Source organism: Pelagibius sp. (assembly GCF_028289705.1).
GTDB lineage: Bacteria > Pseudomonadota > Alphaproteobacteria > Kiloniellales > Kiloniellaceae > Pelagibius.
Window position 1 is genome coordinate 23,552 of record NZ_JANQOI010000074.1, and the last position, 24,617, is coordinate 48,168.

At 65.7% G+C, this 24,617-nt stretch carries 15 protein-coding genes; 5 read left to right on the top strand and 10 right to left on the bottom strand.

Going from position 1 to position 24,617, the window contains the following annotated elements; translation table 11 throughout:
* Positions 1-3 precede the first annotated feature (3 nt).
* The gene (locus Q0996_RS09090) at positions 4-582 is read right to left on the bottom strand and encodes a hypothetical protein (protein ID WP_299617916.1); all 579 of its coding nucleotides are present in this window, start codon (positions 580-582) and stop codon (positions 4-6) included.
* Positions 583-927: 345 nt separating this feature from the next.
* Between Q0996_RS09090 and Q0996_RS09095 the strand changes: the two genes are divergently transcribed.
* From Q0996_RS09095 to Q0996_RS09105, 3 genes are all read left to right on the top strand, one after another.
* Positions 928-1,935, top strand: a complete 1,008-nt coding sequence (locus Q0996_RS09095; protein ID WP_299617919.1) for a ketopantoate reductase family protein — start codon at positions 928-930, stop codon at positions 1,933-1,935.
* Positions 1,936-2,407: 472 nt separating this feature from the next.
* Positions 2,408-12,520, top strand: coding sequence for a Calx-beta domain-containing protein (locus tag Q0996_RS09100; RefSeq protein WP_299617922.1), 10,113 nt, complete (start codon positions 2,408-2,410; stop codon positions 12,518-12,520).
* Between the two features lie 93 nt (positions 12,521-12,613).
* Positions 12,614-14,197, top strand: coding sequence for a trimethylamine methyltransferase family protein (locus Q0996_RS09105; RefSeq protein WP_299617925.1), 1,584 nt, complete (start codon positions 12,614-12,616; stop codon positions 14,195-14,197).
* A gap of 15 nt (positions 14,198-14,212) precedes the next feature.
* Here the strand turns inward: Q0996_RS09105 and Q0996_RS09110 are convergent, their stop codons facing one another.
* The 7 genes from Q0996_RS09110 to Q0996_RS09140 form a co-directional block, all read right to left on the bottom strand.
* Entirely contained in the window at positions 14,213-15,199 is a 987-nt protein-coding gene (locus Q0996_RS09110) for an alcohol dehydrogenase catalytic domain-containing protein (RefSeq protein ID WP_299617928.1), read from the bottom strand.
* A gap of 22 nt (positions 15,200-15,221) precedes the next feature.
* Positions 15,222-15,986 (bottom strand): SDR family NAD(P)-dependent oxidoreductase, encoded by a 765-nt coding sequence (locus tag Q0996_RS09115; protein ID WP_299617930.1) that lies wholly within the window; start codon positions 15,984-15,986, stop codon positions 15,222-15,224.
* The gene (gene hisD / locus Q0996_RS09120) at positions 15,983-17,290 is read right to left on the bottom strand and encodes a histidinol dehydrogenase (protein WP_299617933.1); all 1,308 of its coding nucleotides are present in this window, start codon (positions 17,288-17,290) and stop codon (positions 15,983-15,985) included. Before hisD ends, Q0996_RS09115 begins: the two co-directional genes overlap by 4 nt.
* Before the next feature lie 20 nt (positions 17,291-17,310).
* A complete protein-coding gene (locus Q0996_RS09125; RefSeq protein WP_299617936.1) occupies positions 17,311-18,630 on the bottom strand; it encodes a TRAP transporter large permease in 1,320 nt (439 codons plus the stop codon).
* Between the two features lie 11 nt (positions 18,631-18,641).
* Complete coding sequence (locus Q0996_RS09130; RefSeq protein ID WP_299617939.1) at positions 18,642-19,169, bottom strand: TRAP transporter small permease; 528 nt, start codon at positions 19,167-19,169, stop codon at positions 18,642-18,644.
* A gap of 124 nt (positions 19,170-19,293) precedes the next feature.
* Positions 19,294-20,448: a TRAP transporter substrate-binding protein gene (locus Q0996_RS09135; RefSeq protein ID WP_299617943.1), complete on the bottom strand. Its 1,155-nt coding sequence runs from the start codon at positions 20,446-20,448 to the stop codon at positions 19,294-19,296.
* A complete protein-coding gene (locus Q0996_RS09140; protein ID WP_299617946.1) occupies positions 20,438-20,695 on the bottom strand; it encodes a hypothetical protein in 258 nt (85 codons plus the stop codon). The genes Q0996_RS09135 and Q0996_RS09140 overlap by 11 nt, the downstream gene beginning before the upstream one ends.
* Positions 20,696-20,880: 185 nt before the next feature.
* Here Q0996_RS09140 and Q0996_RS09145 point away from each other — a divergent pair, with 185 nt between their 5' ends.
* Positions 20,881-21,915: a LacI family DNA-binding transcriptional regulator gene (locus Q0996_RS09145; protein WP_299617948.1), complete on the top strand. Its 1,035-nt coding sequence runs from the start codon at positions 20,881-20,883 to the stop codon at positions 21,913-21,915.
* A 180-nt stretch (positions 21,916-22,095) separates the two neighbouring features.
* Here the strand turns inward: Q0996_RS09145 and Q0996_RS09150 are convergent, their stop codons facing one another.
* Positions 22,096-22,707: a pyridoxamine 5'-phosphate oxidase family protein gene (locus Q0996_RS09150; protein WP_299617951.1), complete on the bottom strand. Its 612-nt coding sequence runs from the start codon at positions 22,705-22,707 to the stop codon at positions 22,096-22,098.
* A gap of 63 nt (positions 22,708-22,770) precedes the next feature.
* The gene (locus Q0996_RS09155; protein WP_299617954.1) at positions 22,771-23,742 is read right to left on the bottom strand and encodes a bifunctional methionine sulfoxide reductase B/A protein; all 972 of its coding nucleotides are present in this window, start codon (positions 23,740-23,742) and stop codon (positions 22,771-22,773) included.
* 127 nt (positions 23,743-23,869) lie between these two features.
* On the opposite strand from Q0996_RS09155, the gene Q0996_RS09160 reads away from it, so the two are divergent.
* Positions 23,870-24,613 carry an SDR family NAD(P)-dependent oxidoreductase gene (locus Q0996_RS09160; RefSeq protein ID WP_299617957.1) on the top strand — a complete coding sequence of 248 codons (744 nt, stop codon included), beginning with the start codon at positions 23,870-23,872 and terminating at the stop codon, positions 24,611-24,613.
* The last annotated feature ends 4 nt before the right edge of the window (positions 24,614-24,617 follow it).

Genomic DNA, 24,617 nt, shown 5'->3' on the forward strand with positions numbered 1-24,617 from the left:
GTCTTACGGCAGGCGCGCGCTCAGTAAGGCCCGTTCCGCCACCTCCGCATTGGCCGCCGCGCTGAGCGCTTTCCATTTCTCGGCGTCGGTCATCTTCAGGAACGCCTCGCGGGAGAGCTTCTTGTTGAGGATGAGAAGCTCGACGAGGTCGACACCACCCACAATCAATAGATGGCCGTCAAGGCGGCGCACGAACGTCACGGCGAGCTCGTCGGTGATCCTTGCCGCGCATCGTCCAGCTTGCGATCCGGAGTCGAAGAAGGAGATGCGGTTTCTCTTGCGAAACGGAGCGAGGACGTTTTCGCAAAACCGCTCGTGGATCGCACTGTCGGTAACGTCCGGTGGGACGAAGAGGCCGCGATCCCCGGTCCACCACAAGGAGGCGTCGTCAGTCGGCGTCAGCGGCACAAGCATGACCAGGAAGACAGCTTGCCGATCTCCTTCCAAGGTTCCCATCAGATCACCTCTTTCGTAAGGATGATCCGGGAACTTCGCGGCCAGGGTCTCTTGCCCGCCGGGAAGGATGAACGTCGCCCTTTTTGGGTCCTGCTCCGCCTCTTGCAGCTCATAGCCCTGCGGCAAGACGAACTCCAGCTGGCCTCCAAAGAGGCTATGGACCCTCTCAGGCGGCGGCGTGGCACAGGCCGCCAAAGTAGCAAGGCTCATAAGGCAGATTGCGGTGCGGAGCATAGAGGTCTCGTTGTCGTTCGGTCCGCTCGATTGCGGCGCCGGCCGATTCTACTGATGCTTGTGTCGAGATTATGGCATCGCCCGCCCGCGCCGTGTTTCCACGATACGGAAAATCCTTCTGGCTGCCTTTACGGGCCCTTTCGGGCTGCTCCATAGTTCCAGCCCAGAAAAACCTGCGGGTGGGCGGTCCGAGTGGGCGATCCTGGCGGGCAGCGTGCATAAGAAAGGAAGACCAGCATGAGAATCTGTGTGGTGGGGGCCGGTGCCATCGGCGGCCTGATGGCGGTCAAGCTTGCCGCGGCGGGTAATGCGGTGACCGTGATCGACCAGGGCGCCCATCTCGCCGCCATCCGCAAGAACGGCCTGAAACTGATCTGGGAGGACGGAGAGGAACTCTCGGCATCGGTGACGGCGGTGGGCAGCGCCACAGAGGCCGGCCCGCGGGATCTGGTGATCCTGGCGGTCAAGGCGCACTTCCTGGAGCAGGTGGCCCGCGACGTGGATGCCCTGCTGGACCAGGACACTATGATCGTCACCGTCCAGAACGGCATGCCCTGGTGGTACTTCCACAACTTCGGCGGCGATTTGGACGGGCGCCGCCTGGAGACCCTCGATCCCTCCGGCATTCTGGACCGCTACATACCGGCAGAACGCATCGTCGGCTGTGTCGTCTATCCCGCCGGCGCGGTGGCCGCGCCCGGGGTCATCAAACACGTCGAAGGCGACCGCTTCCCGGTGGGCGAACTGGACGGCACGACCAGCGACCGGGTTCAGCGGCTCCACGACCTGCTGGTCGCGGCCGGCTTCCGCTCACGCATCCTCGACGACATCCGCTCGGAGATCTGGCTGAAGGCCTGGGGCAACCTCTCCTTCAATCCCATCTCCGCCCTGAGCCACGCGACCCTGGAGGACATCTGCCGCTTCCCCCAGACCCGCGCCCTGGCCGCCGCCATGATGGCCGAGGCCCAGGCCATCGGCGAGAAGCTGGGTGTGACCTTTCGCCACACCATCGAAAAGCGCATCGCCGGGGCGGAGTCGGTCGGCGCCCACAAGACCTCGATGCTGCAGGACGTGGAGGCCGGCCGCTCGCTGGAGACCGAGGCCTTGATCGGCTCGATCCTGGAGATGGGGCGGCTCACCGACACGCCGGCCCCGGCCATCGAGGCGGTCTATGCCTGCGTCATGCTGCTCAACAAGACCATGGTGAGCGAGAGCGCGGGGGTCAAACTGGTCGGCGCTGCGTAGGGCCTGTCGACATTCATTTCGCCGTCGTGGCGGGAGCAGATTTTCGCCAGGGCCGCGCCGCGGAGCGGTCCGGCTGCGGTCGAAAATCCCGCCATTTTTCCGGGAGACCCAAATTCTACCCTGAATGTCATACAACCGCCATTGATCTACCACATAGTTGCAAGTTAAGCTTTCGTTAGTCTTAACGAGGCACAACGAGGGAGTGCGGCAGATCGGGTGGGGGGCAGCGTACCGATGACGGTCATTCGGGCTCTGGGCGGTCCGCTGCTGCCGGACTTCAGCGGTGACTTTTGTACGGCCCTCCTCTGCCCTTTCCTTGATCCTTCCTCATCACCACCGCCCATACACACCCCCGGAAACGATCAGGCGGGCGACCATCGAGTCGCCCGGCGCCGGATAGCGTCTGCGAAAGACAACGCCGGCGGCGTGAGGAGCCCGGGAACCGTCGGACCATAAAGACAATCAGGTAGCCATGCGCGCATTCAGATCTCAGGACGAGCGGGAGCAGACAGCAGGCAGCGAAGGACGTTTGCTGTTCGATCTGCGGGAGTCCTTCGCCGAATCCTTTGCCTATGATGTCTTTTCCTGGATCTCCATCCCGCCGAGCAAGGTCAGCTTCCGGCCCACGCAACCAGCGGAGCGCCAGGACAGCGAGCATAAGGGCATCGGTGCCCCCGAGACGGATGGGACGGAGGGCCCCGTCGCCCTTTACACCACCACCAACTCCGACATCGCCATCACGACCATCGGCGAGATCGTGCCATTCGAGGGCGGCGGCGGGGCGAGCCCGGCCAGCAACACCTCCGGCCCGCTGATCGACGTCGACGACTTCCGGGCCGACGCCCGCTTCGCCGGTGTCGACGGCAGCGGCTATTCGGTGGTGGTGCTCGACACCGGCATCGACCTGGATGACCCCTTCTTCGGCCCGGACAGCAACGGTGACGGCGTTTCCGACCGCATCGTCTACCACTACGACTTCGCCGACGGCGATGCGGACGCCAGCGATGTCGACGGCCACGGCTCCAACGTCACCAGCATCGCCGCCTCCTCCGACGGCACCTACACCGGCATGGCGCCGGGCGCCGACATCATCTCCCTGAAGGTCTTCACCAACGCGGGCACGGGCAACTTCGGCTATGTTGAACAGGCCCTTCAGTGGGTGATCAACAACGCCGAAGCCTACAACATCGCCAGTGTCAACATGTCGCTGAGCGACAGCGGCAACTACAGCACGGCCATCGGGCTCTATGGCATCGCCGACGAGCTCTCGGCGCTCGCCGCCATGAACGTGATCGTGGTTTCCGCCTCGGGGAACGACTTCTACGAGGTCAATTCCATCCAGGGCGTCGCCTATCCCTCCGCCGACCCCAACTCGCTCTCCGTCGGTGCCGTCTATGACGCAGCCATTGGCACCGTCAGCTACTTGGGCGGAGCGGTCGCCCATTCGACCACCGCCGACCAGATCACCCCCTTCAGCCAGCGCGACCACGAACTCTCGGACATTTTCGCGCCCGGTGCCCCGATCACCGGTGCGGGAGCCGGGGCTGGGCTGGTCACCATGCATGGCACCAGCCAGGCCTCCCCCCATATCGCGGGCATCGCCGCCCTGGCGCAGCAGCTCGCCGAACAGGAACTGGGCCGCAAGCTGACGGTGACGGAGTTCACCGACCTGCTGGCCAGCAGCGGCGACAGCATCTTCGACGGCGACGACGAGAACGACAACGTCGCCAACACCAACATCGCCTACCAGCGGGTCAACGTGCTGGCGCTGGCCGAGGCGATCCTGGCGCTGGCCCCGCAGGAGCCGCGCGGCGAGACCTACTTCCAGGTCGCCGCCATCGACAAGACGAAGCCGGAAGGGGATGCCGGAACCACCTCCTTCTCCTTCGAGGTGATCCGCAGCGGCGATACCACCGCAGCGGATACCATCGACTACAGCGTGGCCAGCAGCGGTGGCACCCCGGCCAATGCCAGCGATTTCCTCGGCGGCAGCTTCCCCAGCGGCAGCATCACCTTCGGCGTCGGTGAGACCAGCAAGATCGTCACCGTACAGGTGACCGGCGACTCGGAACTGGAAGCCGACGAAAGCTTCACCCTGAGCATCGCCAACGTTCCGGCCAACGGTCAGATCGTCGTGCCCGGCGACGAGGCGACGATTGCAAACGACGACACCCTGACGCCGGAGCCCGTCGTTCTGCTGCAGGCCGACTTCGATCAGAACGGCGATACCGAGGGCTTCGTCTATGTCGACGGCCTCTTCGGCGGCGCCAATCCACAGGCCTATGCCGACGGCAGCTGGTCCGACCAGGCTCTAGGCGTCACGCTGGGCGGCCAGGACCGGAGCGACATCTTCGATATGTCCGGCGGCTGGCAGACCAGCTTCACCGTGGCGACGGAGTCCGAGGTCACCCTCTCCTTCGCCTATGTCCTGACCATTGATTCCGACTACGAGTCCAGCGAGTTCACCCAGGTTCTGGTCAGCATCGACGGCGGGCCGCCGGTCCTGGTCGACCAGCTCACCGGCGACGGCAACGGCGGCAGCGACCAGACCACCGGCCTACAGACCTTCACCCTGGCGTTGGGAAGTCTGGCGGCGGGCAGCTACAGCCTGGCCATCGGCGCCTACAACAACAAAAAGACCTGGAGCAACGAGCAAAGCCAACTGACCATCGATGACGTGCTGGTCACCGGCGTGCCGACGGGGTCGCCGCCGCCACCGCCGACGATTGATACTTTCTTTGCCATCGCCGCCGAGGATGCGGTGAAGCCGGAAGGCCATCTGAGCACCACCGCCTACAGCTTTACGGTCACGCGCAGCGGCGACACCACCGCGCCGGGGTCGGTCGACTACGCAGTGACCGGCAGCGGCGTCGACGGCAACGATTTCGCCGGCGGGGTCCTCCCCAGCGGAACCCTTTCTTTCGCGGCCAATGAAACCAGCAAGATCCTGACCATCGACGTTGCCGGCGATGGCGAAATCGAGGTCGACGAGGGCTTCGGCGTCGTCCTCTCCAACCCCTCGGCCGGGGCCGGGATCACCACCGCCGGCGCGATGGGCATCATCCTCAACGACGACCCCGCAACGGCGGCGACCTTCTACAACATCACCGCCCTGGACGCGGTGAAAGCGGAGGGCGACGCCGGCATCACCGACTTCACCTTCACCGTGGCGCGCAGCGGCGATACCTCGGCCGCCGGGACGGTCGACTATGCCGTGAACAGTCAAAGCGCTGGTCTGGACGATTTCCTGATCGGTGCATTGCCAAGCGGAACCCTCGACTTCGTGGCCGGGGAGACCAGCAAGACACTCACTATCAGCGTGACGGGCGATACCGCCTTCGAGGCGGACGAAAGCTTCACCGTCGCCCTTTCCAATCCCTCCGGCGGCTCCGAAATCGTGACCGCCAGCGCCGACGGCACGATCCTGAACGACGACCCGGCACCGCCGACGACAGTCATCTCAATCCTTGCAACCATCGACTCCCGCCAGCCCGAAGGCGATAGCGGCACGACCACCTTCAGTTTCTCCGTCAATCGCTCTGGAGACACCTCCGGCGTCAACTCGGTGGACTATGCGGTTACCGGCGGCGTCGCGGATCTCTACGACTTCGCTGGCAGCCAGTTGCCGAGTGGCACCGTTACATTTGCTGCCGGCGAAACGACCAAGACGATCACAATGGAGGTCGCAGGCGACACGACGGTGGAGGGAGATGAGAGCTTCTCTGTATCGCTCAGCAATCCTACGGGTGGCGCTCAGGTAATTGGCAACGCAGCAACGGGAATCATCTTCGACGACGATACGGACTCGCCGACGGTTTCCTTCAAGATCACCGCGGACGCACAGGCGAGCGCGGAAGGCGACGACGGCGGGACCGCCTTCACCTTTACCGTTTGGCGCACCGGGGACCTTACCGCCCAAGCGTCGATCGACTACCAGGTGAGCAGCAGCGAAGCCGACGCTGACGATTTCATCGGCGCCGCCCTGCCCGGCGGCACGCTTACCTTTGTGCCCGGAGAGGTAACAAAAACACTCGCCATCGATGTGGCGGACGACACCGCCATCGAGGGTCAAGAAACCTTCACGGTCACGTTGGTCAATCCATCTGCCGGAGCCGGGATCGCCAAGGGAACTGCAAGTACCGTCATCGCCGACGACGATGCGATGGCCCATTTCGCGATTGCGCCGGTCGATGCCGTCAAGGCGGAAGGCGATGCTGGAACGACAGCTTTCACCTTCCTTGTGACACGCAGCGGCGACACCTCTTTCGCCGGGACCGTCGACTACGCGGTGACCGGAACTGAGGTCGACCGCGGCGATTTCGCCGGAGGCGTTATCCCCAGCGGAACTCTGGCCTTCGCCGCCGGCGAAACGAGCAAGACGATCACGGTAAACGTCTCGGGCAATCTGACCCAGGAGGGCAATGAGGACTTCACGGTCGAACTCTCCAACCCCTCGCCCGGCATCGCCGTCACCGTCGCCGCGGCCAACGGCACGATTCTCGACGACGACAACCTGGCGCCAACCACCTTCCTTGCCGTCACAGCCAAAGATGCCGAGAAGATCGAGGGAGACGTGGGGTCGACCCCCTTCATATTCACGGTGACGCGCAGTGGCGATACTTCGATCGGCGGGTCGGTCGACTATGCGGTGACCGGCGGGCAGGTTGACGGTAGCGACTTCGTTGGCGGCACTCTCCCCGCGGGAACAATGACTTTCGCCAGTGGCGAGGTCAGCAAAGATATCACAATCGAAGTCAATGGCGACGGCAGCAGAGAATTCGATGAGTCCTTCACAGTTACGCTCTTCAACCCTTCGGACGGATCGGAACTCACCAACGCCAACGCTGTCGGAACAATCCTCAAGGATGAGCCCTTCCTTGCAACCACCTTTATCGGGGTATCTGGCTCGGGTTCCGAGGTGCTTGAGGGCGATGACGGCACTACGGCTTACGAATTCACTTTCACCCGCAGTGGCGAGCTAGGCGCTGCCGAGACGGTGAATTATGTCGTCAGTAGTTTCGATGCCGATGGCAGCGACTTTGTCGGCGGTGAATTCCCAAGTGGATCGGTGTCATTCGCTGCCGGCCAGACAACCGCGATCCTCCCAATCGAGATCGCTGGCGATACGGTCTTTGAGGCCAACGAATACTTCCGCGTGGACTTTGCGTCGACATCGCCCGGTTCACACGTAGTCAACCCCTCTGGTGGCGCCACGATCCGCAACGATGATCAGACTTCCGCCACGACGTTCCTCTCGATTGAGTCATATAGGAGCGTCTCCCACGAGGGCCACGAGGGCATCGGAGAGCACAGCTTTAGGATCACCCGCAGCGGCGATTTGAGCGAGGCCGGATGGGCCGACTATGCCGTCTTTGGGTATGGCGATAACCCAGCACAAGCAACCGATTTCATCGGTGGTTTTCTACCGAGCGGGCGCATCGAATTTGCAGCGGGGGAGGAGAGCCAGATCCTGACGCTCTACATCCAGGGCGATCGGGAGTTTGAGCCCAGCGAGCAATTCGCTGTTTCGCTTACCGACACCTCCCCGAATTCCGTCGTCTCAGTCAATAATGCTGTCGGGCGGATCACCAGCGACGACAACTTGTCCGGTTTGAACTCCCTGTCGATCGCCGCCGTGGACGCGGTGAAGGCCGAGGGTGACGCGGGAACCACGAGCTTTACCTTTGCCGTGACCCGGGGTGGCGAGGCCTCGGGTGTCACCACTCTCGACTATCGGGTCGTTGCGGGTGACATCGACATTGACGATTTCGCCGGAGACCTTTGGCCGGAGGGAAGTCTGAGTTTCACCGATGGCGAGACCAGCAAGACCATCACCATCGAAGTCGCCGGCGATACCGATTTCGAGCTCTTCGAGGATTTCACGGTCGGGATCTTCAATGGCTCGGCAGACGCCCACTTCATAAACGCGCAGGCTGTCGGCACGATTCAGAATGACGATCCGGTTCCGGGGATTTCCGCCTTCGCGATCATCGCCGACGATGCGCAGAAGGCCGAAGGCAACACTGGAGCAACGCCCTTTACCTTCCTGGTCACGCGTTCCGGCGATACCTCGACCGGTGCATCCGTCAGCTACTCGATGACCCACTCGGTGGCCAACGACGGTGCGCTCGGCAGCGATTTCGTCGGTGGCTTCTGGCCCACCGGCCGACTCGACTTCGCGCCCGGTGAGACCAGCAAGGTTCTGACCATCGATGTGCAAGGCGATTCGCTGGTCGAAAACGACGAGAATTTCACCGTTACGCTCAGTAATCCGTCTTTCAACGCGTCGATCACAACGGCCAGCGCCGACGCAATCATTCTGAACGACGATGCCGAGCCTCCGGTTTCGTTCTTCTCGATCGTCCCCGTCGATGCGGTGAAGCAAGAGGGCGATGCCGGCACCACGGACTTCTCCTTCGTCATCTCGCGCAGCGGCGATCTGTCGCGCGCCGATCAGGTGGTGAACTATCAGGTCACTGGCGCTGACGTCGATGGCGCCGACTTCTCCACCGGCAATCTGCCGACCGGCGGCTTGACCTTCCTCGCCGGCGAAGCGAGTCGAACCATTACGATCCCCGTTGCCGGCGATACCGGGATCGAAGACGACGAAACCTTCTTCGTGACCATCACGACCCCATCGACGAGCGCCGACATCGACATCGGCAGTGCCGGCGGAACCATTCTCAACGACGACACACCGCCGTCGTCGTCGTTTGCGATCGCGGCCGACGATGCAGCGAAGGCCGAGGGCGACGCCGGGACCACGGCCTTCACCTTCACCGTGACGCGCACGGGCGACAGCAGTGCTGCCGGATCGGTGGACTATGCCGTGAGCGGAAACGGCGCCACGGCCAGCGACTTCGCGGGCGGCAGCCTGCCCAACGGCACACTCTCATTCAACCCTGGTGAAACCAGCAAGACGCTGACCATCGATGTGCAGGGCGACACGCTCGTCGAATCCGACGAGGGCTTTACCGTCACCCTCAGCAACCCCTCCGCCGGCAGCGATATCACGACGCCGACAGCAGCGGGCACAATCGTCAATGACGACTCAAACCGAGGGACCACCTATTTCTTCGCCTCGCGCTACGATGCGATAAAGACCGAGGGCGACGGCGGCACCACCGCCTTTACCTTCCTCGTCACCCGCAGCGGCGATAAGACCGCGGTCGACACGATCGATTTCACGGTCACCGGAAGCGGCGCCAATCCGGCTTCCGCAGACGACTTTGCCGGCGGCGTCCTGCCCAGCGGCGTCATCACTTTCGCAGTCGGCGCGACCAGTCAGATCGTCACCATTCAGGTTGCCGGTGACAGCCAGATCGAACCGGACGAGAACTTCACGCTCACCATCAGCAATCCGCCGCCGAACGGCCAGATCCAAAAACCCTCCGACGAAGCGACGATCGAGAACGACGATTTCCCGCCGGGCGGGCCTTTCGAGATCATCGATGCCGACTTCAACGGTAGCTTCGCGGGGACCGAGGGCTTCACCTACGTCGAGGGCGTGTTCGGCGGCACAACCGATCCGACTCTCACCCGTGGCAACTGGACCGCGGCTGATATCACTGTGGTTCTCGGCGGCGGCAGCGACAGCACCCCGGTCTTCAACATGACCGGCGGCTGGGAACGCAGCTTCACGCTCGACCAGGAAACGGAGGTCTCTCTCTCCTTCCTCTACGACATCATCCACGGGCGGAACCTCGAGGCCGACGAATACACGCAAGTCCTGTTCAGCATCGACGGCGGGCCGGCGCAGTTCGTCGATCAGATCAGCGGCGGCGCAGGCAGCAGCGACGACTACATCGTTCCACCCACGACCTACCAGGCAAACCTCGGCCTGCTCGGTCCCGGCACGCATACGCTGGTGATTGGCGGGCTCCTGAACAAGAAGGACGGCGCCGATGAGTACAGCACCATCGGAATCGATGACGTGCTGGTCACCGGGACTCTGCCCGCCCCGCCGGCGACCTTCCTCTCCATTGCCGCCAGCGACGCGGTGAAGGCCGAGGGTGACGCGGGCACCACCGCCTTCACCTTCACCGTCACGCGGTCAGGGGACACCGCGCAGGCCGGCAGCGTGGACTATGCCGTCACCAGCAGCCAGGCCGATGGCGGCGATTTCCTGGGCGGGATTCTGCCCAGCGGCACGGTGAGCTTTGCGGCCGGCGAGACCAGCAAGACCATTACTCTCGACGTTGCCGGCGACACCGACTTCGAGAGCGACGAAGCCTTCACAGTCACCCTGTCCAATCCCTCCGCGGGCTTGGAGATCACCACCGCCAGCGCAGTGGGCACCATCCAGAACGACGATCCGGCCCCACCGGCGACGTTCCTCGCCATCTCACCTGGCGATGCAGTAAAGGCCGAAGGTGACGTGGGCACCACCGCATTTACCTTCACCGTCACGCGGTCAGGGGACACCACGCAGGCCGGCAACGTGGACTATGCCGTCACCAGCAGCCAGGCCGATGGCGGCGATTTCCAGGGCGGGACCCTGCCCAGCGGCACGGTGAGCTTTGCGGCCGGCGAGACCAGCAAGACCATTACTCTCGACGTTACCGGCGACACCGACTTCGAGAGCGATGAAGCCTTTACCGTCACACTTTCGAATCCCTCCGCCGGCTCGGAGATCACCACCGCCAGCGCAGCGGGCACCATCCTGAACGACGATCCGGCCCCGCCGGCGACCTTCTTCGCCATTGCCGCCGACGACGCGGTAAAGGCCGAAGGCGATGCCGGTTCGACGGCCTTTACCTTCACCGTCACGCGGTCGGGAGATAGCTCGCAGGCCGGCACCATCGACTATGCCGTCACCAGTGCCGCGGCCGAAGGCGGCGACTTTGTCGGAGGTGTTCTGCCCAGCGGCAGCGTCAGCTTCGCCGCGGGAGAAATCAGCAAGACCCTGACTGTTCAGGTCGCCGGCGATACTCAGATCGAGGGCGACGAGGCCTTCACGGTCACCCTCTCCAACCCCTCGGCCGGCTCCGCCATAACCACGGCATCGGCCGGCGGCACCATCCTGAATGACGATTCCGATCCACCCGGTGGCGCCATCACGCTGATCGACGAAAGCTTCGACGGCACCGGCGACACCGGCGGCTTCTCGTACCAGGACGGCAGCTTCGGCGGCGCCGATCCGCAAAGCTACGCCGACGGCGCCTGGGCCGATGGCGCCTTGCGCATCGACATGGGTGGAATCGACAACTCCAACGTCACCGACATGTCCGGCGGCTGGACCCGGGACTTCACTCTCGATGCCGAATCCGAGATCACGCTGTCCTTCCTCTATGAACTCGCTCAGTCCAACGGCTACGAGTCCGACGAGGTCAGCCAGCTTCTGGTGAGCATCGACGGCGGACCGCCGATCCTGGTCAATTCCTTGACCGGCGACGGCAACGGCGGCGGGCCCCTGACGACCGGCCCCCAGACCTACAGCGCCATGCTCGGCGTGCTGGCAGCGGGCAGTCACAGCCTGACCATCGGCGGTTTCAACAACAAGAAGACCTGGAACAACGAGGCGACGGAGCTGACCATCGACGACGTCTCCCTCGTCGCCACGCCGACCGCGCCGCCGGCGCCCATCGAAAGCAGCTTCGCAATCGCGCCGCTGGATGCCGAGAAAGCGGAAGGCGACAGCGGCCCGACGGCGCTGAGCTTCACCGTGACCCGCAGCGGGGACCTCACGGCGGGCGCGAGCGTGGACTTCGCGGTCGCGGGCAGCGGCGCCAGTGCCGCCGATGCCGCGGACTTTGCCGGCGGCCTCTTGCCGGGCGGCAGCCTCAGCTTCGGCGCCGGCGAGAGCAGCCGCACCCTCATCGTCGAGGTCGCCGGCGACACCGACTTCGAAGGCGACGAGACGTTCCTGGTGACGCTGTCCAACCCCTCGCCGGGCAGCGATATCGTCACCGCCTCGGCGGGTGGCACCATCCTGAACGACGACAGCGCCCCGGTGGGACCGATTGTGCTGATCGATGCGGACTTCAATGCCAATGGCGACAGCGGCGGCTTCGTCTATGCCGACGGCACCTTCGGCGGCGCCAATCCGCAGGCCTATGCGGAGGGAAGCTGGCAGGACCAGGCGCTGACCATCGCACTCGGCGGCATCGACGGCAGCGACGTCCTCGACATCTCCGGTGCCTGGGAAAGCAGCTTCGTGCTCGCGACCGAGATGGATGTCACCCTGTCGTTCAGCTATGAGCTGATTCTGAGCCCGAACTTTGAGTCCGATGAGTTTGGTCAGGTGCTCTACAACCTCGACGGCGGCCCGGACGTGCTGGTCGACCAGGTCACCGGCAACGGCAATGGCGGCGCGGCGGACACCACCGGCCCGCAGAACTACCTAGTGGACCTGGGCTCCCTGGCGGCGGGAACCCACAGCATCGCCCTCGGCGGCCTCATCAACCAGAAGACCTTCTTCAACGAGTCCGCCGATCTCATCATCGATGACGTCCTGATCACCGGTGAGATGACGGTTGTCGCCGACGCTGGTGGGGCGGGCGGCGGCAGCCCCTGGCAGCCCCCCACGGCCGACCCCCTGGCACCCAGCCAGGAGACCGAGATCCTCACTCTCGCCGGCCTGTGATCTGGCCCAGAGACGACCGCCCTGTCGGTCATGGCATAGACGTCACCGAGTCCCAGCCCTAGCCTTATTCCTTGTCAACGGACAAGGCTCGGGATGACGGCAACCGACAGAACGCAGGCACAAAACAGGGCGACACGCGGACGGCGCAGGGGCTCGGCCCGGCAGCGGCGCGATAAGGCAGGCACCCTCGGCCACAGCCCGCGAACCCGGCACTACCGCCAACTGGTCAATCCGCTCTTGCACCAGCCGGCGTTCTCAGACGACCGCGTTGCGGCCATCCACGAGACCGCTCTGCGGGTCCTGGAGGAACTGGGGATCAAGGTCCTGCACGCCGGCGCGCGGGAGCACTTCAGGAAGGCGGGCGCCGCCGTCGATGAAAGCAGCCTCATGGTCCGCCTCGACCGCGGGCTGATCGCCCAGGCCCTGGAGAGCGCCCCGGGCCTTGTGGAACTGCAGGGCGCGACCCCGGACCGCCGGGTGCTCCTCGGCGGCAAGCACCTCGCCTTTACCGCCGTGGGCGGACCGCCGCACATCACCGACATCGACCGCGGCAAGCGCAACGGCAGCCTCGAAGATCACCGCAACCTGATCAAGTTGTCGCAGCACTTCGACGTCATCCACATGCAGCAGGTCAACGTGGAGGCCCAGGACCTGCCCACTCACCTGCGCCATCTGCGGGTGAGCGAAAGCCAACTCAGCCTCAGCGACAAGCCGATCTTCATCTTTTCCAGAGGCACCCCCCAAGTGCGCGACTGCTTCCACCTGGTGCGCCTGGCACGCGGCCTCGACGCGGAGCGCTTTGCCCAGGCGCCCTACTGCTACACCGTGATCAACACCAACTCGCCGCGCCAGCTCGACATTCCCATGTGCCAGGGAATCATCGACTTCGCGGCGGCGGGCCAGCTTGCGGTCATCACGCCCTTCACCCTGTCGGGTGCCATGGCGCCGGTGACCATCGCCGGCGCCCTCACCCTGCAGCACGCGGAGGCCCTGGCCGGCATCGCCCTCAGCCAGATCGTGCGGCCCGGCGCGCCGGTGGTCTATGGCTCCTTCACCTCCAACGTGGACATGAAGTCCGGGGCGCCGGCCTTCGGCACGCCGGAGTTCGTGAAGGGTGCCTTCGGCGCCGGCCAACTGGCCCGGCACATCGGCCTGCCCTGGCGCGGCTCCGCAGCCACCGCCTCCAACGCTCCGGACGAGCAGGCGGTCTACGAGTTCCTCATGTCGGCCTGGGGCTCGCTGCTCGGCGGCGTGAACCTCATGCTCCATTCCGCCGGATGGCTGGAGGGCGGCCTCACCGCCTCCATGGAGAAGTTCATCCTGGATGTGGAAATGCTGCAGATCCTGGCCGAGGCGCTGGACCCCTTGAATGCCTCGGACGAGGAGATCGGCTTCGATGCCATCGCCGAGGTGGCGCCCGGCGGTCACTTCTTCGCCGCCCAGCATACCATGCAGCGCTATCAGTCGGCTTTCTACGAGCCCCTGGTCTCGGACTGGCGCAACTTCGGCCAGTGGAGCGAAGACGGCGCCAAGACCGCGACCCAGCGGGCCAACCAGCTCTGGAAGTCCATCCTCCGCGACTTCGAACCGCCGCCCATGGACCCGGCGCGGCTGGAAGCGATGCGGGACTTCGTCACGCGGCGGACAAGCGAAGGCGGCGCACCCCCGGAGTCTTGACGGACGCCGTTGGGGTCAGGGCCTCAGGATCACCTTGGCGGCGGCGCTGCGTCCGGCATTGAGGTCTTCGAAGGCGCGGCCGCCCTCGGCCAGGGGCCGCTGTTCGATCCACTCGAGCGCACCCAGCCGCCCGTCGTGGAGGGCGGCCAGGGAGGCGCGCAGGTCCACCTCCGTATAGGTGTAGACGCCGATCAGGGTGATCTCCGAGAGGGTCAGGGTGCGGGCATCGAAATCGCCGGCGGCCTCCTGCAGGCCGACATGGGCGATGACCCCGCCGGGAGCGACGGCCGCCACCGCCGCGCGCCGCGTCGCCGTCATGCCGACGGCGTCGAGGACCAGGTCGAAGCCGGCGGCCTCGGCGGGCTCGGCCAGCGGATCGAAGACATCGAGACCCGCGGCCGCCGCCGTCTGGCGCCGCAGGGCATTGGTCTCCGCCAGACGCACCCGCGCGGCGCCCCAGGCTTTCAGGATCAGGCCGCCCAGCAGGCCCACCGAGCCGCCGCCGATGACCAGGGCGTGGCTCTCCGCCACCGGCCGCCAGGCGGCCCGCGCCGCCAGCGCCAGGGCATGCCAGGCCGTGGCGCAGGGTTCGGTGAGGGCCGCCGCCGCGGGGTCCATGCCCGCCGGCACCGGAATCAGGTTGCGTTCGGGAATGGCAATCCGTTCACCGAAGGCGCCGGGCCGGCGCATGCCGATGAGGTCGCGGTTCGGACAGAGGTTGGTGCGCCCCTCGGTGCAGAAGCGGCAGGTCTCGCAGCTCACCAGGGGATTGAGCACCACCCGCGCCCCGGGGTTGTCGCCTTCCAGTACGGTGCCGCAGGCTTCGTGGCCCAGGATCAGCGGCGGCACGCGCCGGGGGTCGTGGCCATGCCAGGCATGCATGTCGGAGCCGCAGATGCCGACGGCCTCGATGCCGACGAGGGCCTCGCCGGGGCCGCGCTCGGGCTCCGGTTCGTCGCGGTACTCGGTCTCCTGGGTCGCGGTGTAGACGAGCGCTTTCATGACGTCCTCATGTGTCCCTGCCCTATTTCGCGGTGAAGCCGCCGTCGACGAAAAGGATCTGGCCCGTAACATAGTCGGAAGCAGGCGATGCGAGAAAGATCGCCGGGCCGACCAGGTCGTCCAGGCGGCCGTTGCGGCCGATACAGGTCTGGGCGGCATTGCGCGCCGACCGCTCTTCGTCCGCGAACACGGCAGATGTCAACTCGGTGGGAAAGAACCCCGGCGCCAGAGCGTTGCAGGTGATGCCGTCGCGCGACCAGGCCTCCGCCATGGCTCGGGTCAACTGCGTCACGCCGCCCTTGGAGGCGCCATAGGCGATGCCGTTGGGAAAGGCGCGCTCGGACTGCAGTGAGGCGATGTTGATCACCCGCCCCCAGCCCTTGGCGCGCATCCCCGGGACCAGCGCCTGAGCCAGGAAGAAGGGCGCCGAGAGGTTGAGATCCAGCGTCTTCTGCCAGGCCTCTGCCGTCACTACGTCGGCCTGCTGACGCGGGTTGAGGCCGGCGGCGTTCACCAGAATATCCGGCGCACCGGCTGCCGCGGTGATCCGCTCTGCAGCCTCGGGCACCGTCGTCAGGTCGGCCAGATCTGCCACGCAGGCATGGGCCCGGCCGTCCCTGGCCTCCACCGCGCCGCGCCAGTCGTCGAGTTGCGCCTCGCGCCGCGCGACACCGACGACGGTGGCGCCGGTCTCGGCGAAGGCCGTGGCGATGGCCCTGCCGATCCCGGCACTGGCCCCGGTGACGCAGGCAATCCGTCCGGAAAGATCGAAGCGGCCGCCGCTCATTCCGCCGCGGCCAGATCGAAGTCCTCGTCCGGAAACCATTTCTCCAGGCGCACGTCGGCCGTCCGGGCATGGGCCTCCATCCCCTCCAGGCGCGAGATCCGCGCCGTCACCTGGCCGATCTCCTTCGTCGCCTCGCGGCTCATGCGCTGCCAGGTCACGGTCTTCATGAACTTGCCCACCGAGAGCCCGCCGGTGTAGCGGGCCGCGCCCTTGGTGGGGAGGATGTGGTTGGGGCCGGAGGTCTTGTCGCCGAAGGCCACCGTGGTCTCCTCCCCCAGGAAGAGCGAGCCGTAGTTGCGCAGGCGCTGCAGCCACCAGTCCAGATCGGCGCAGTGGACCTCCAGGTGTTCGGAGGCATAGTCGTCGGAGAGCACAGCAGCGGCCTCAGGGGAATCGGCGAGGGCGATCTCGCCGTAGTCGCGCCATGCCGCCTCCGCATTGGTGCGGTTCACCTCCGGCAGTTGGGCGATGAGCTGCGGGACCAGATCGGCGACCCGCTCCGCCATGCCCCGGTCCAGGGCGATCAGCCAGGCCGGCGAGTTGTAGCCGTGCTCCGCCTGGCCCACCAGGTCCCAGGCGACGATCTCCGGGTCCGCCGTGGCATCGGCGATGACCATGACCTCCGAAGGCCCGGCGAACATGTCGATGCCGACCCGCCCGTAGAGAATGCGCTTGGCTTCGGCGACGAACTGGTTGCCCGGCCCCACCAGAATGTCGGCGGCATGGCCGGTGAAGAGGCCGAAGGCCATGGCCGCCACGCCCTGCACCCCGCCGAGGGCCAGCACGGAATCGGCGCCGCAGAGATCGAGGGTGTAGAGGATCGCCGGATTGACCCCCTCGCCGGGCTTCGGCGGCGAACAGGCGATGACGTGCTCGACCCCGGCGGTCTTCGCCGTGGTGACCGACATGATGGCGGAGGCCACATGGGCATAACGGCCGCCGGGCACGTAGCAGCCGGCCGCCGACATGGGGATGTTGCGATGCCCGGCCACCAGACCGGGGCTCAGCTCCACCTCGGCGTCCTGCAGCGCCCCGCGCTGCGCTTCGGCGAAGCGGCGCACCTGATCGTGGGCAAAGCGGATGTCGTCCTTCAGCTTCTGCGGCACCCGGGCTTCCGCCGCCGCCCGCACCTCGGGCGACACCAGGATCTCGCCGTCCCAGGAATCGAACTTGCGAGCATAGTCGCGCGCCTTGTCTTCGCCCCCGGCTTCGATCTCGTCGAGGATCGCCTGCACGGTGGCGCGGACGTCCTGCTCGCCGGTGGCGGCGGTCTTCTGGGCTCTCTTCAGATATTCAATGGCCATGGCTCATAGCTTTCGGGGGATCAGTAGATGTCGGGGAGGAAGACGGTGGAGATGACCGGCACGTAGGCGATCAGCAGCACCACCACCAGCATGCCGAAGACATAGGGAATGGCGCGCCAGGCGATCTTCAAAACCGATTCCCCGGTAATGCCGGAGATGACGAAGAGATTGAGGCCCAGCGGCGGGGTGATGAAGCCGACACCCAGGGCGGTCACCATCATGACGCAGAACTGGATGTCGTTCATGCCGATCTCCTGCGCCAGGGGCAGCAGAATGGGCGCCAGGATCACGATGTTCGGCGTCGTCTCCATGACACAGCCGGCGGCGATCAAGATGCCGATCATCAGCAGGATGATGATTGCCGGCTCGTCGGTCAGGGAGGTCATCGCGAAGACGAAACCCTGGGGCACCTGCAAGGCGGCCAGGGTTTGGGCCAGCGGCAGGGAAAGGGCGATGATCGGCAGGATGACACCATTCACCTTGGCCGAACTGACCAGCATCTTCGGGAAGTCGGCCAAGGTCAGGCTACCCTGCAGCATGCCGATAATGATCGTCGTGGCCACCGCAACGGCCGCCGCCTCGGTGGGCGTGAAGATGCCGGAATAGATCCCGCCGAGGATGATGAAGGGCACCAGCAGCGCGTAGCGCCCGTCCCAGACCGCCCGGCGCCAGCGCGCTAGGGAGAAGCCCTGCGTGTCTCCCTCATAGCCGTGGATCTGGTTCAGGATCATGTTGGTGATCATGATCGACAGCATGATCAGCACGCCGGGAATGGCGGCGGCAAGGAACAGCGTGGAAGCGGAGACGCCGAGGATCAGGCCGACAATGATGTAGGCGATGGACGGCGGGATGAGGATGCCGGTACAGGCGCCGGAGGCCACCAGCGCACAGGCGTAGGGCCGCGGGTAACCCTTGTCCACCAGCTTGTGGATGGTCATGCGGCCGACCGCCGCCGCCCCTGCGGCATCGGAGCCGGAGATGCATGCGAAGAACCCGCAGCCGAGCACGGTGGCTGTGCCGAGGCCGGCCCGGAAGCCGCCGGTCGTCGCATCGGCGACGTCCAGAAGACGGTTCGACAGCCCGGTGCGCACCAGCACGTCGCCGGTCAGAACGAACAGCGGGACAGCGATCAGCGCGAAGTGATCGATGCCGTCGAACAGCGACTCGCCCATCAGGGAGATCGGCAGGGCATCGGTGATTAGCAGCATGGCCACGGCGCCGATGCCCAGCGCCGCCCAGACCGGCACCGCCAAGGCGATCAGACCGACCATGAGGAGGACCGGACCGTAGAACTCCCAGCCCAGATCGACCGTCTGTTCCTGCAGTTGTTGCCAAAGCATGGTCTTGCCCCTCAGTCGTCGAACAGCTTCGAGCCCTCGTGAACCCCGCGCCCGGCGCGCAGGTCCATGAGGTCGCGCCGCATCGACTGCAGCAGGCGGTAGATCATAAGGCTGAATCCGAGGGGAACCGCGGCCAGGAACCAGACCAGAGAGATCCGCAGGCCGTGGGTGACCGAGCCGAAGCGATAGGAGATCTCGATCGACTCCAGCGCGGTGTAGACGGCCAAGACAGCAACCGCGAGCATGCAGACATCGCCGAAGAGATAGACCGCCGCCCGGGCGCGCTGGGAGAGCATGTGGATGATCACATCAATGCGGATGTGGGCCCGGTCCTTCACCGCCGCGGAGGCGCCCACCCAGGCCAGATAGATGAAGGCGTAGCGGGCGATCTCCTCGCCCCAGATCGAGGAATAGGAAAGCGCGAAACGGCGCACCACTTCGACCACGATGGTGGCGACGATGAGCGCATAGAACACCAGCAGCAGCCAGCGCTCGGCGTTATCGTCCAGCTTTTTCCAGAAACCCGTGTTCTCGCTCATGGGCACGCCTCTTCCGGTTGACGCAGCCAAGGCCGAAGCCTGGCGGCGCCCGGTTCTTTGAGCAGTTCTGTGGACTGCCGGGAGGGCCCGTTACCCTCCCGGCAGGGCCTACAACGATCCGGCCTCAGGCGTCGTGGACGTAGAGGCGGCCTTGGTCGTTGGCCGCTTCCTCCAGCTTGCCGAAGGTCGCAAGGGACCCGGCGAGTTCCTTCTTGAAGCCGTCCCACTCGCTGCGCTGGTAGCCGCCGGCGGCCGCCCATTCGTCGAGCTCGCTGCTGCTCGGCGAATAGAACTGAACACCCGCCTTGCCCATCTCCGCCATGGCGTAGTTGCGGGCGGCGGGAACCTTGGCGAGGTTCTGCTGCGCGGTGATCTCGGAGGCGAAGAGCACGCCCTCCTTCACATCGCCCGGCAGGCTGTTGAACCATTCGAGATTGCAGGAATAGACCTGGCTGTCCGGCACCGCCTGGGAGAAGGTGACCCAGGAGAGGATGTCCTTGAAGCCGAAGACATGGAGGGCGCCGACGGCGGGGTCTAGGGCATCGGCCACGCCCTGCTTGATGGCCGAAGGCGTCTCGCCCCAGGCCACCGGCGTCGGATTGGCGCCGATCATGCGGTAGTACTGCTGCAGCATCTTCGATCCCGGCACCCGGAACTTGACGCCGGAAAGGTCGCCCGGCGTCTTGATCGGGCCCTTGCCGCCCTTGCGCATGGCCACCACCCGCGGGTCGATGACGACATACCACAGCGCTTTGAAGCCTTTGGCCTCGACCAGGGGGTCGACTTCCGACTTCCAGGCTGACGAATTGACCAGGTTGACAAACTTCTGATTGGCGCCGCAGAAGTAGGGCAGGTTGATCAGGTCGACGACCGGCGCGAAGGGCGCGAAGTTGGACAGGGAATGCTGGGCCGCCTGAATCGTGCCGTTCTGCACCTTCTGAGCCAGCGCACCGCCGGCGCCGAGCTGACCGCCCGGTGCCAGTTTCACATAGATCTTGCCACCGGTCGCATTCTGGACGTTTTCCTTGAAGTCCAGCTGCATGATCGGGTAGCTGCGAGACGCGCCGAGGATGTAGGCGGTCGCGACCGTCATAGCGTGCTCGGCCGCTCTTTGCCGTTCCTTCTCCTCCTTGGCGGTCTGGGCCGCCGCTTCGCTGCTGAGAAGGGCCCCGCTGGCACCGGCAACCACCGCGGCGGTAAAGCCGTACTTGGCCGAGATCTCAAAGAACCGGCGCCGCTCCATCGACTGCAGTTCCGACTTTTCCGATTTACTGGACATCCCCGTCTCCCTTTTCCTTGGGTTCGTTTTTGGCTTCGTGCTCCGCCGCCGCCTCGCGCCGCAAGCAGACGGCGATGAACAGCACCACGGCGGCGAAGAGAACCAGGAACTCGCCGACATCGCCCAGTCCGGGCACGGTGGTCGCCCCGCCCAGCACTGCGATCTTTCCGATGACGACATTGGCAATGAAGACAGCGAACAGCACGGCGGCCGCCAGCAGTTGCTTGTCTTTCCAGATCCTCCCCATGCTTGCTCTCCGTTGTTCTCGTTTGCAAGCGCTTACATTTTCATGAAGCATGCGCTTATTGAGACTCGGAGTCAAGGGACCCGGCTATTGAGACTGTCGCTTCGAAGCCTCAAGTTTGCTAATGTAAGGATTGACCACGAGGGCAGTTTCGCCCGCCAACGTCCAACCGAAACCTGGGCAAGCGCTTGCAAAGTCCGTCAATTCGCCGACCCACTCTGGACGATGTCGCCCGCCACGCCGGGGTGTCGACCGCGACGGTCTCGCGCTGTCTCAGTGCGCCGGACAAGGTCCGCCCGGGGCTGCGTGAGCGGGTGCGTGATGCCATCCGCACGACCGGCTACCGCCCGCACGGCGCCGCGCGGGCGCTGGCCTCCAAACGCACCAACACCATCGGCGCCGTCATCCCGACCCTCGACAACGCGATCTTCGCCAAGGTGGCCCAGACCCTGCAGGACGAGTTGGACGCCCGGGGCCGAACTCTGCTTCTCGCGTCCTCGGACTACCGCCCCGAACGTGAGCAGAGCCAGATCGAAAACCTCATCGTGCGCGGGATCGACGGCCTGATGCTGACCGGCGAGCAGCGCGATCCGGCGATCTACAGCCTGCTGGAGAAGCGCGGCATCCGCTACGTCAACACCTACGTCCACCACCCGCGCTCCCGCCATCCGACCATCGGCTTCGACAATGTCGGCGCCATGGAACGGGTGGTCGGCTATCTGCACGACCTGGGCCACCGCGCCTTTGCCATGGTCGGCGGCATCGCTGAAGGCAACGACCGCGCGGAGGAGCGCATCAGGGGCACCCGCCTGGCTCTGGAGCGGCGCGCCCTCGCCCTGCCGGCCGAACGGGTTCTGGAAAAGCCTTACGGGATCGACGCGGGACGCGATGCCCTGCGCAGACTCCTCGCCCTGCCCGAGCCGCCGACGGCCATCGTCTGCGGCAACGACGTGCTGGCGCTGGGCGTGCTCCTGGAAGCCCAGGCCATGGGTCTCGCCGTGCCCGGCGCGCTCTCCATCACCGGCTTCGACGACCTGGACCTGGCGCGGGAGATCGCGCCGGGCCTCACCACCGTTCACGCGCCCCTGCTGGACATGGGCCGCCTGGCCGCTGCCTACCTGACTGCCGACCAGGGCGACGGCGAGGCGCCGAACCGCCACAGCGAACTGCCGGCAGAACTGGTGGTCCGCGGATCTACGGGGCCGGCCGCAAGGCCCGCCTAGCAGCTTGTTGAAGAAGTCGCTGTATGAAGCAGAACACCCTTCGAGACGCGGTTCTACGAACCGCTCCTCAGGGTGAGGCAAGGTGTTGGATTGATTGACCTCATGCTGAGGAACCGGCGAAGCCGGTGTCTCGAAGCGCGAGGTCAATCATCAACCTGCTAGAGCAGGACGTCGAAACCGCTACCAGAGGGTCTTTTGGGCGCGCTCTTCCCAGGCGTCGTCGTAGGCCTTGCCGCCGACCCTGTCCTCGCTGAGGGAAGCCAGGATCTGCCCCGGTGTCGGCAGGGTCTTGCGGTCGACGTGGCGTGCGGGGTTCCAGAGCTCGGAGCGCACGATGGCCCGGGCGCACTGGAAGTAGATGGCCTCCACCGTCATCACCAGCACCGAGCGCGGCGCCTTGCCGTCGACGGCGAAGGAGCCCAGCAGCTCAGGATCGACGCTGACATGGGCGCGGCCGTTGACCCGCAGCGCGGTGCCGGCGCCGGGGATCAGGAACAGCAGCGCCACCCGCGGATCGCGCACCACGTTGCGCAGGGAATCGACACGGTTGTTGCCGCGCCGGTCCGGCAGCATCAGGGTGCGTTCGTCGTGGATGCGCACGAAACCGGCCCGGTCGCCCCGCGGCGAGCAGTCGATGCCTTCCGGCCCCACGGTGGCCAGCGCCGCGAAGGGCGAGACCTCGATCAGCCGGCGGTACTCCGGGGTGATGAAGTCCACCTCCTTGACCGTGGAGGCTTCGCCGGGAACGCCATAGACGCGTTCCAGCTCTTCGATGGTGGTGACGATCGACATAAACCTGCCCGTCGTTTGCTGCGGGGGGCGGACCCTATCACCGTTGCTGTGAGCTTGCCACCGTCACGCCACTTCGTTGCGCGGCAGACGCCAAGTGGGCCGGATGAAGTGGCAGGTATAGCCCTGGGGGTAGCGCTCCAGATAGTCCTGGTGCTCCGGCTCCGCCTCATAGAAGGGCCGCGACGGCACCACCTCGGTCACGATCCGGCCCGGCCAGAGGCCGGAGGCCTCGATGGCCGCGATCACCTTGGCCGCCGTGTCGGCCTCCTCCTGAGAAGCCACGAAGATGGCCGAGCGGTATTGTGTGCCGACGTCATTGCCCTGGCGGTTCGCCGTGGTCGGGTCGTGGATCTGGAAAAAGAACTCCAGCAGGTCGCGGTAGCTGATCCGGCCCGAATCGTAAACGATCTCCAAGGCTTCGGCATGGCCGGTGGTCCCGGTCTTGACGTGGCGGTATTGGGGATCGTCGAGATCGCCGCCGGTGTAGCCGACCCGCGTGGAAATCACGCCGGGGAGTTGGCGGAAGAGGTCCTGCATGCCCCAGAAGCAGCCGCCGGCCAGCACCGTCCTGGCCTCGGCGGAGGCCCGCTTCGGCGGATCGATGAGGTCTCTGTAGGCGCCGTAGCCCGCCGCCTCCAGTTCGGCCAGCGGAATGAACCGCATGGCCGCCGAGTTGATGCAGTAGCGCAGGCCCGTCGGGGCCGGGCCGTCGGGGAAGACATGGCCCAGGTGGCTGTCGCCGTGCCTGGAGCGCACCTCGGTGCGGATCATGCTGTGGCTGGTGTCGCTCTTCTCTACGACGTTGTCCGCTTCGGCGGGCCGCACGAAGCTCGGCCAGCCGCTGCCGGAGTCGTACTTGTCGCTGGAGAGGAACAACGGCTCGCCGGAGACCACGTCCACGTAGAGACCAGCGGCCTTGTTGTCCCAGTAGGCGTTCTGAAAAGGGCGCTCGGTGGCGTCGCGCTGGGTGACCGCGAACTGCTCCTCGGTCAGGCGCGCCACGGCGTCCTGGGTCTTCTTGTAGCCTTCGCTCATCGGGCTTCTCCCCTCGGTCGGCTGTCCGGGGCGGCGGGCCGCCCTTTCCTTCTGCTCCCTACAATATAGCTCTTCTGGAGCGGTTCCCAAGACCGCCCCACGCTCTCCCGGCCCGGCTCACGACGAAATGACCAGACTGAAGAGTTTCACCCCGCCTTTGAGAGCCGCGGTCATCGGTGCCTCGGGCAGTATCGGCGGGGCCTTCGTCGGGCACCTGCAGGCCCAACCCTCTGTTACCCAGGTTTACGCCTTTTCGCGCAGCCCCCTTGCCGGCGGGAACAAGGTGATCGCCGGTCCCCTCGACTACGATGACGAGACCTCCATCATCGCGGCCGCCGAAAGCACCCGCGCGGGCGGTCCCCTCGATCTGGTCATCGTCGCCAGCGGCCTCCTCCACGAGGGGCCCGATCTGCAGCCGGAGAAGAGCTATCGCATGCTGGCAGGCGAGCCCCTGGCCCGCGCCTTCCAGGTCAACACCATCGGCCCGGCTCTGGTCGCCCGGCACTTCCTGCCGCTGCTGGCGCGTGACCGAAAGGCCGTCTTCGCCGCCCTCTCCGCCCGGGTCGGCAGCATCGGCGACAATCGGCTCGGTGGCTGGTACGGCTACCGCGCAGCCAAGGCGGCGCTCAACATGATGATCCGCTGTTTGGCCATCGAGGTGGCGCGCAACCGCAAGCAGACGCTCTGCGTCGGCCTGCACCCCGGAACCGTGGACAGCGCCCTCTCCGAGCCCTTCCAGGGCGGTGTGGCGGACGACAAGCTGTTCGCGCCCGAACGCTCCGCCGGCCACCTGTTGGACGTCCTCGACGCCCTGACGCCCGCGGACAGCGGCAAGGTCTTCGCCTGGGACGGAACTGAGATTCCGTCTTAAGAGA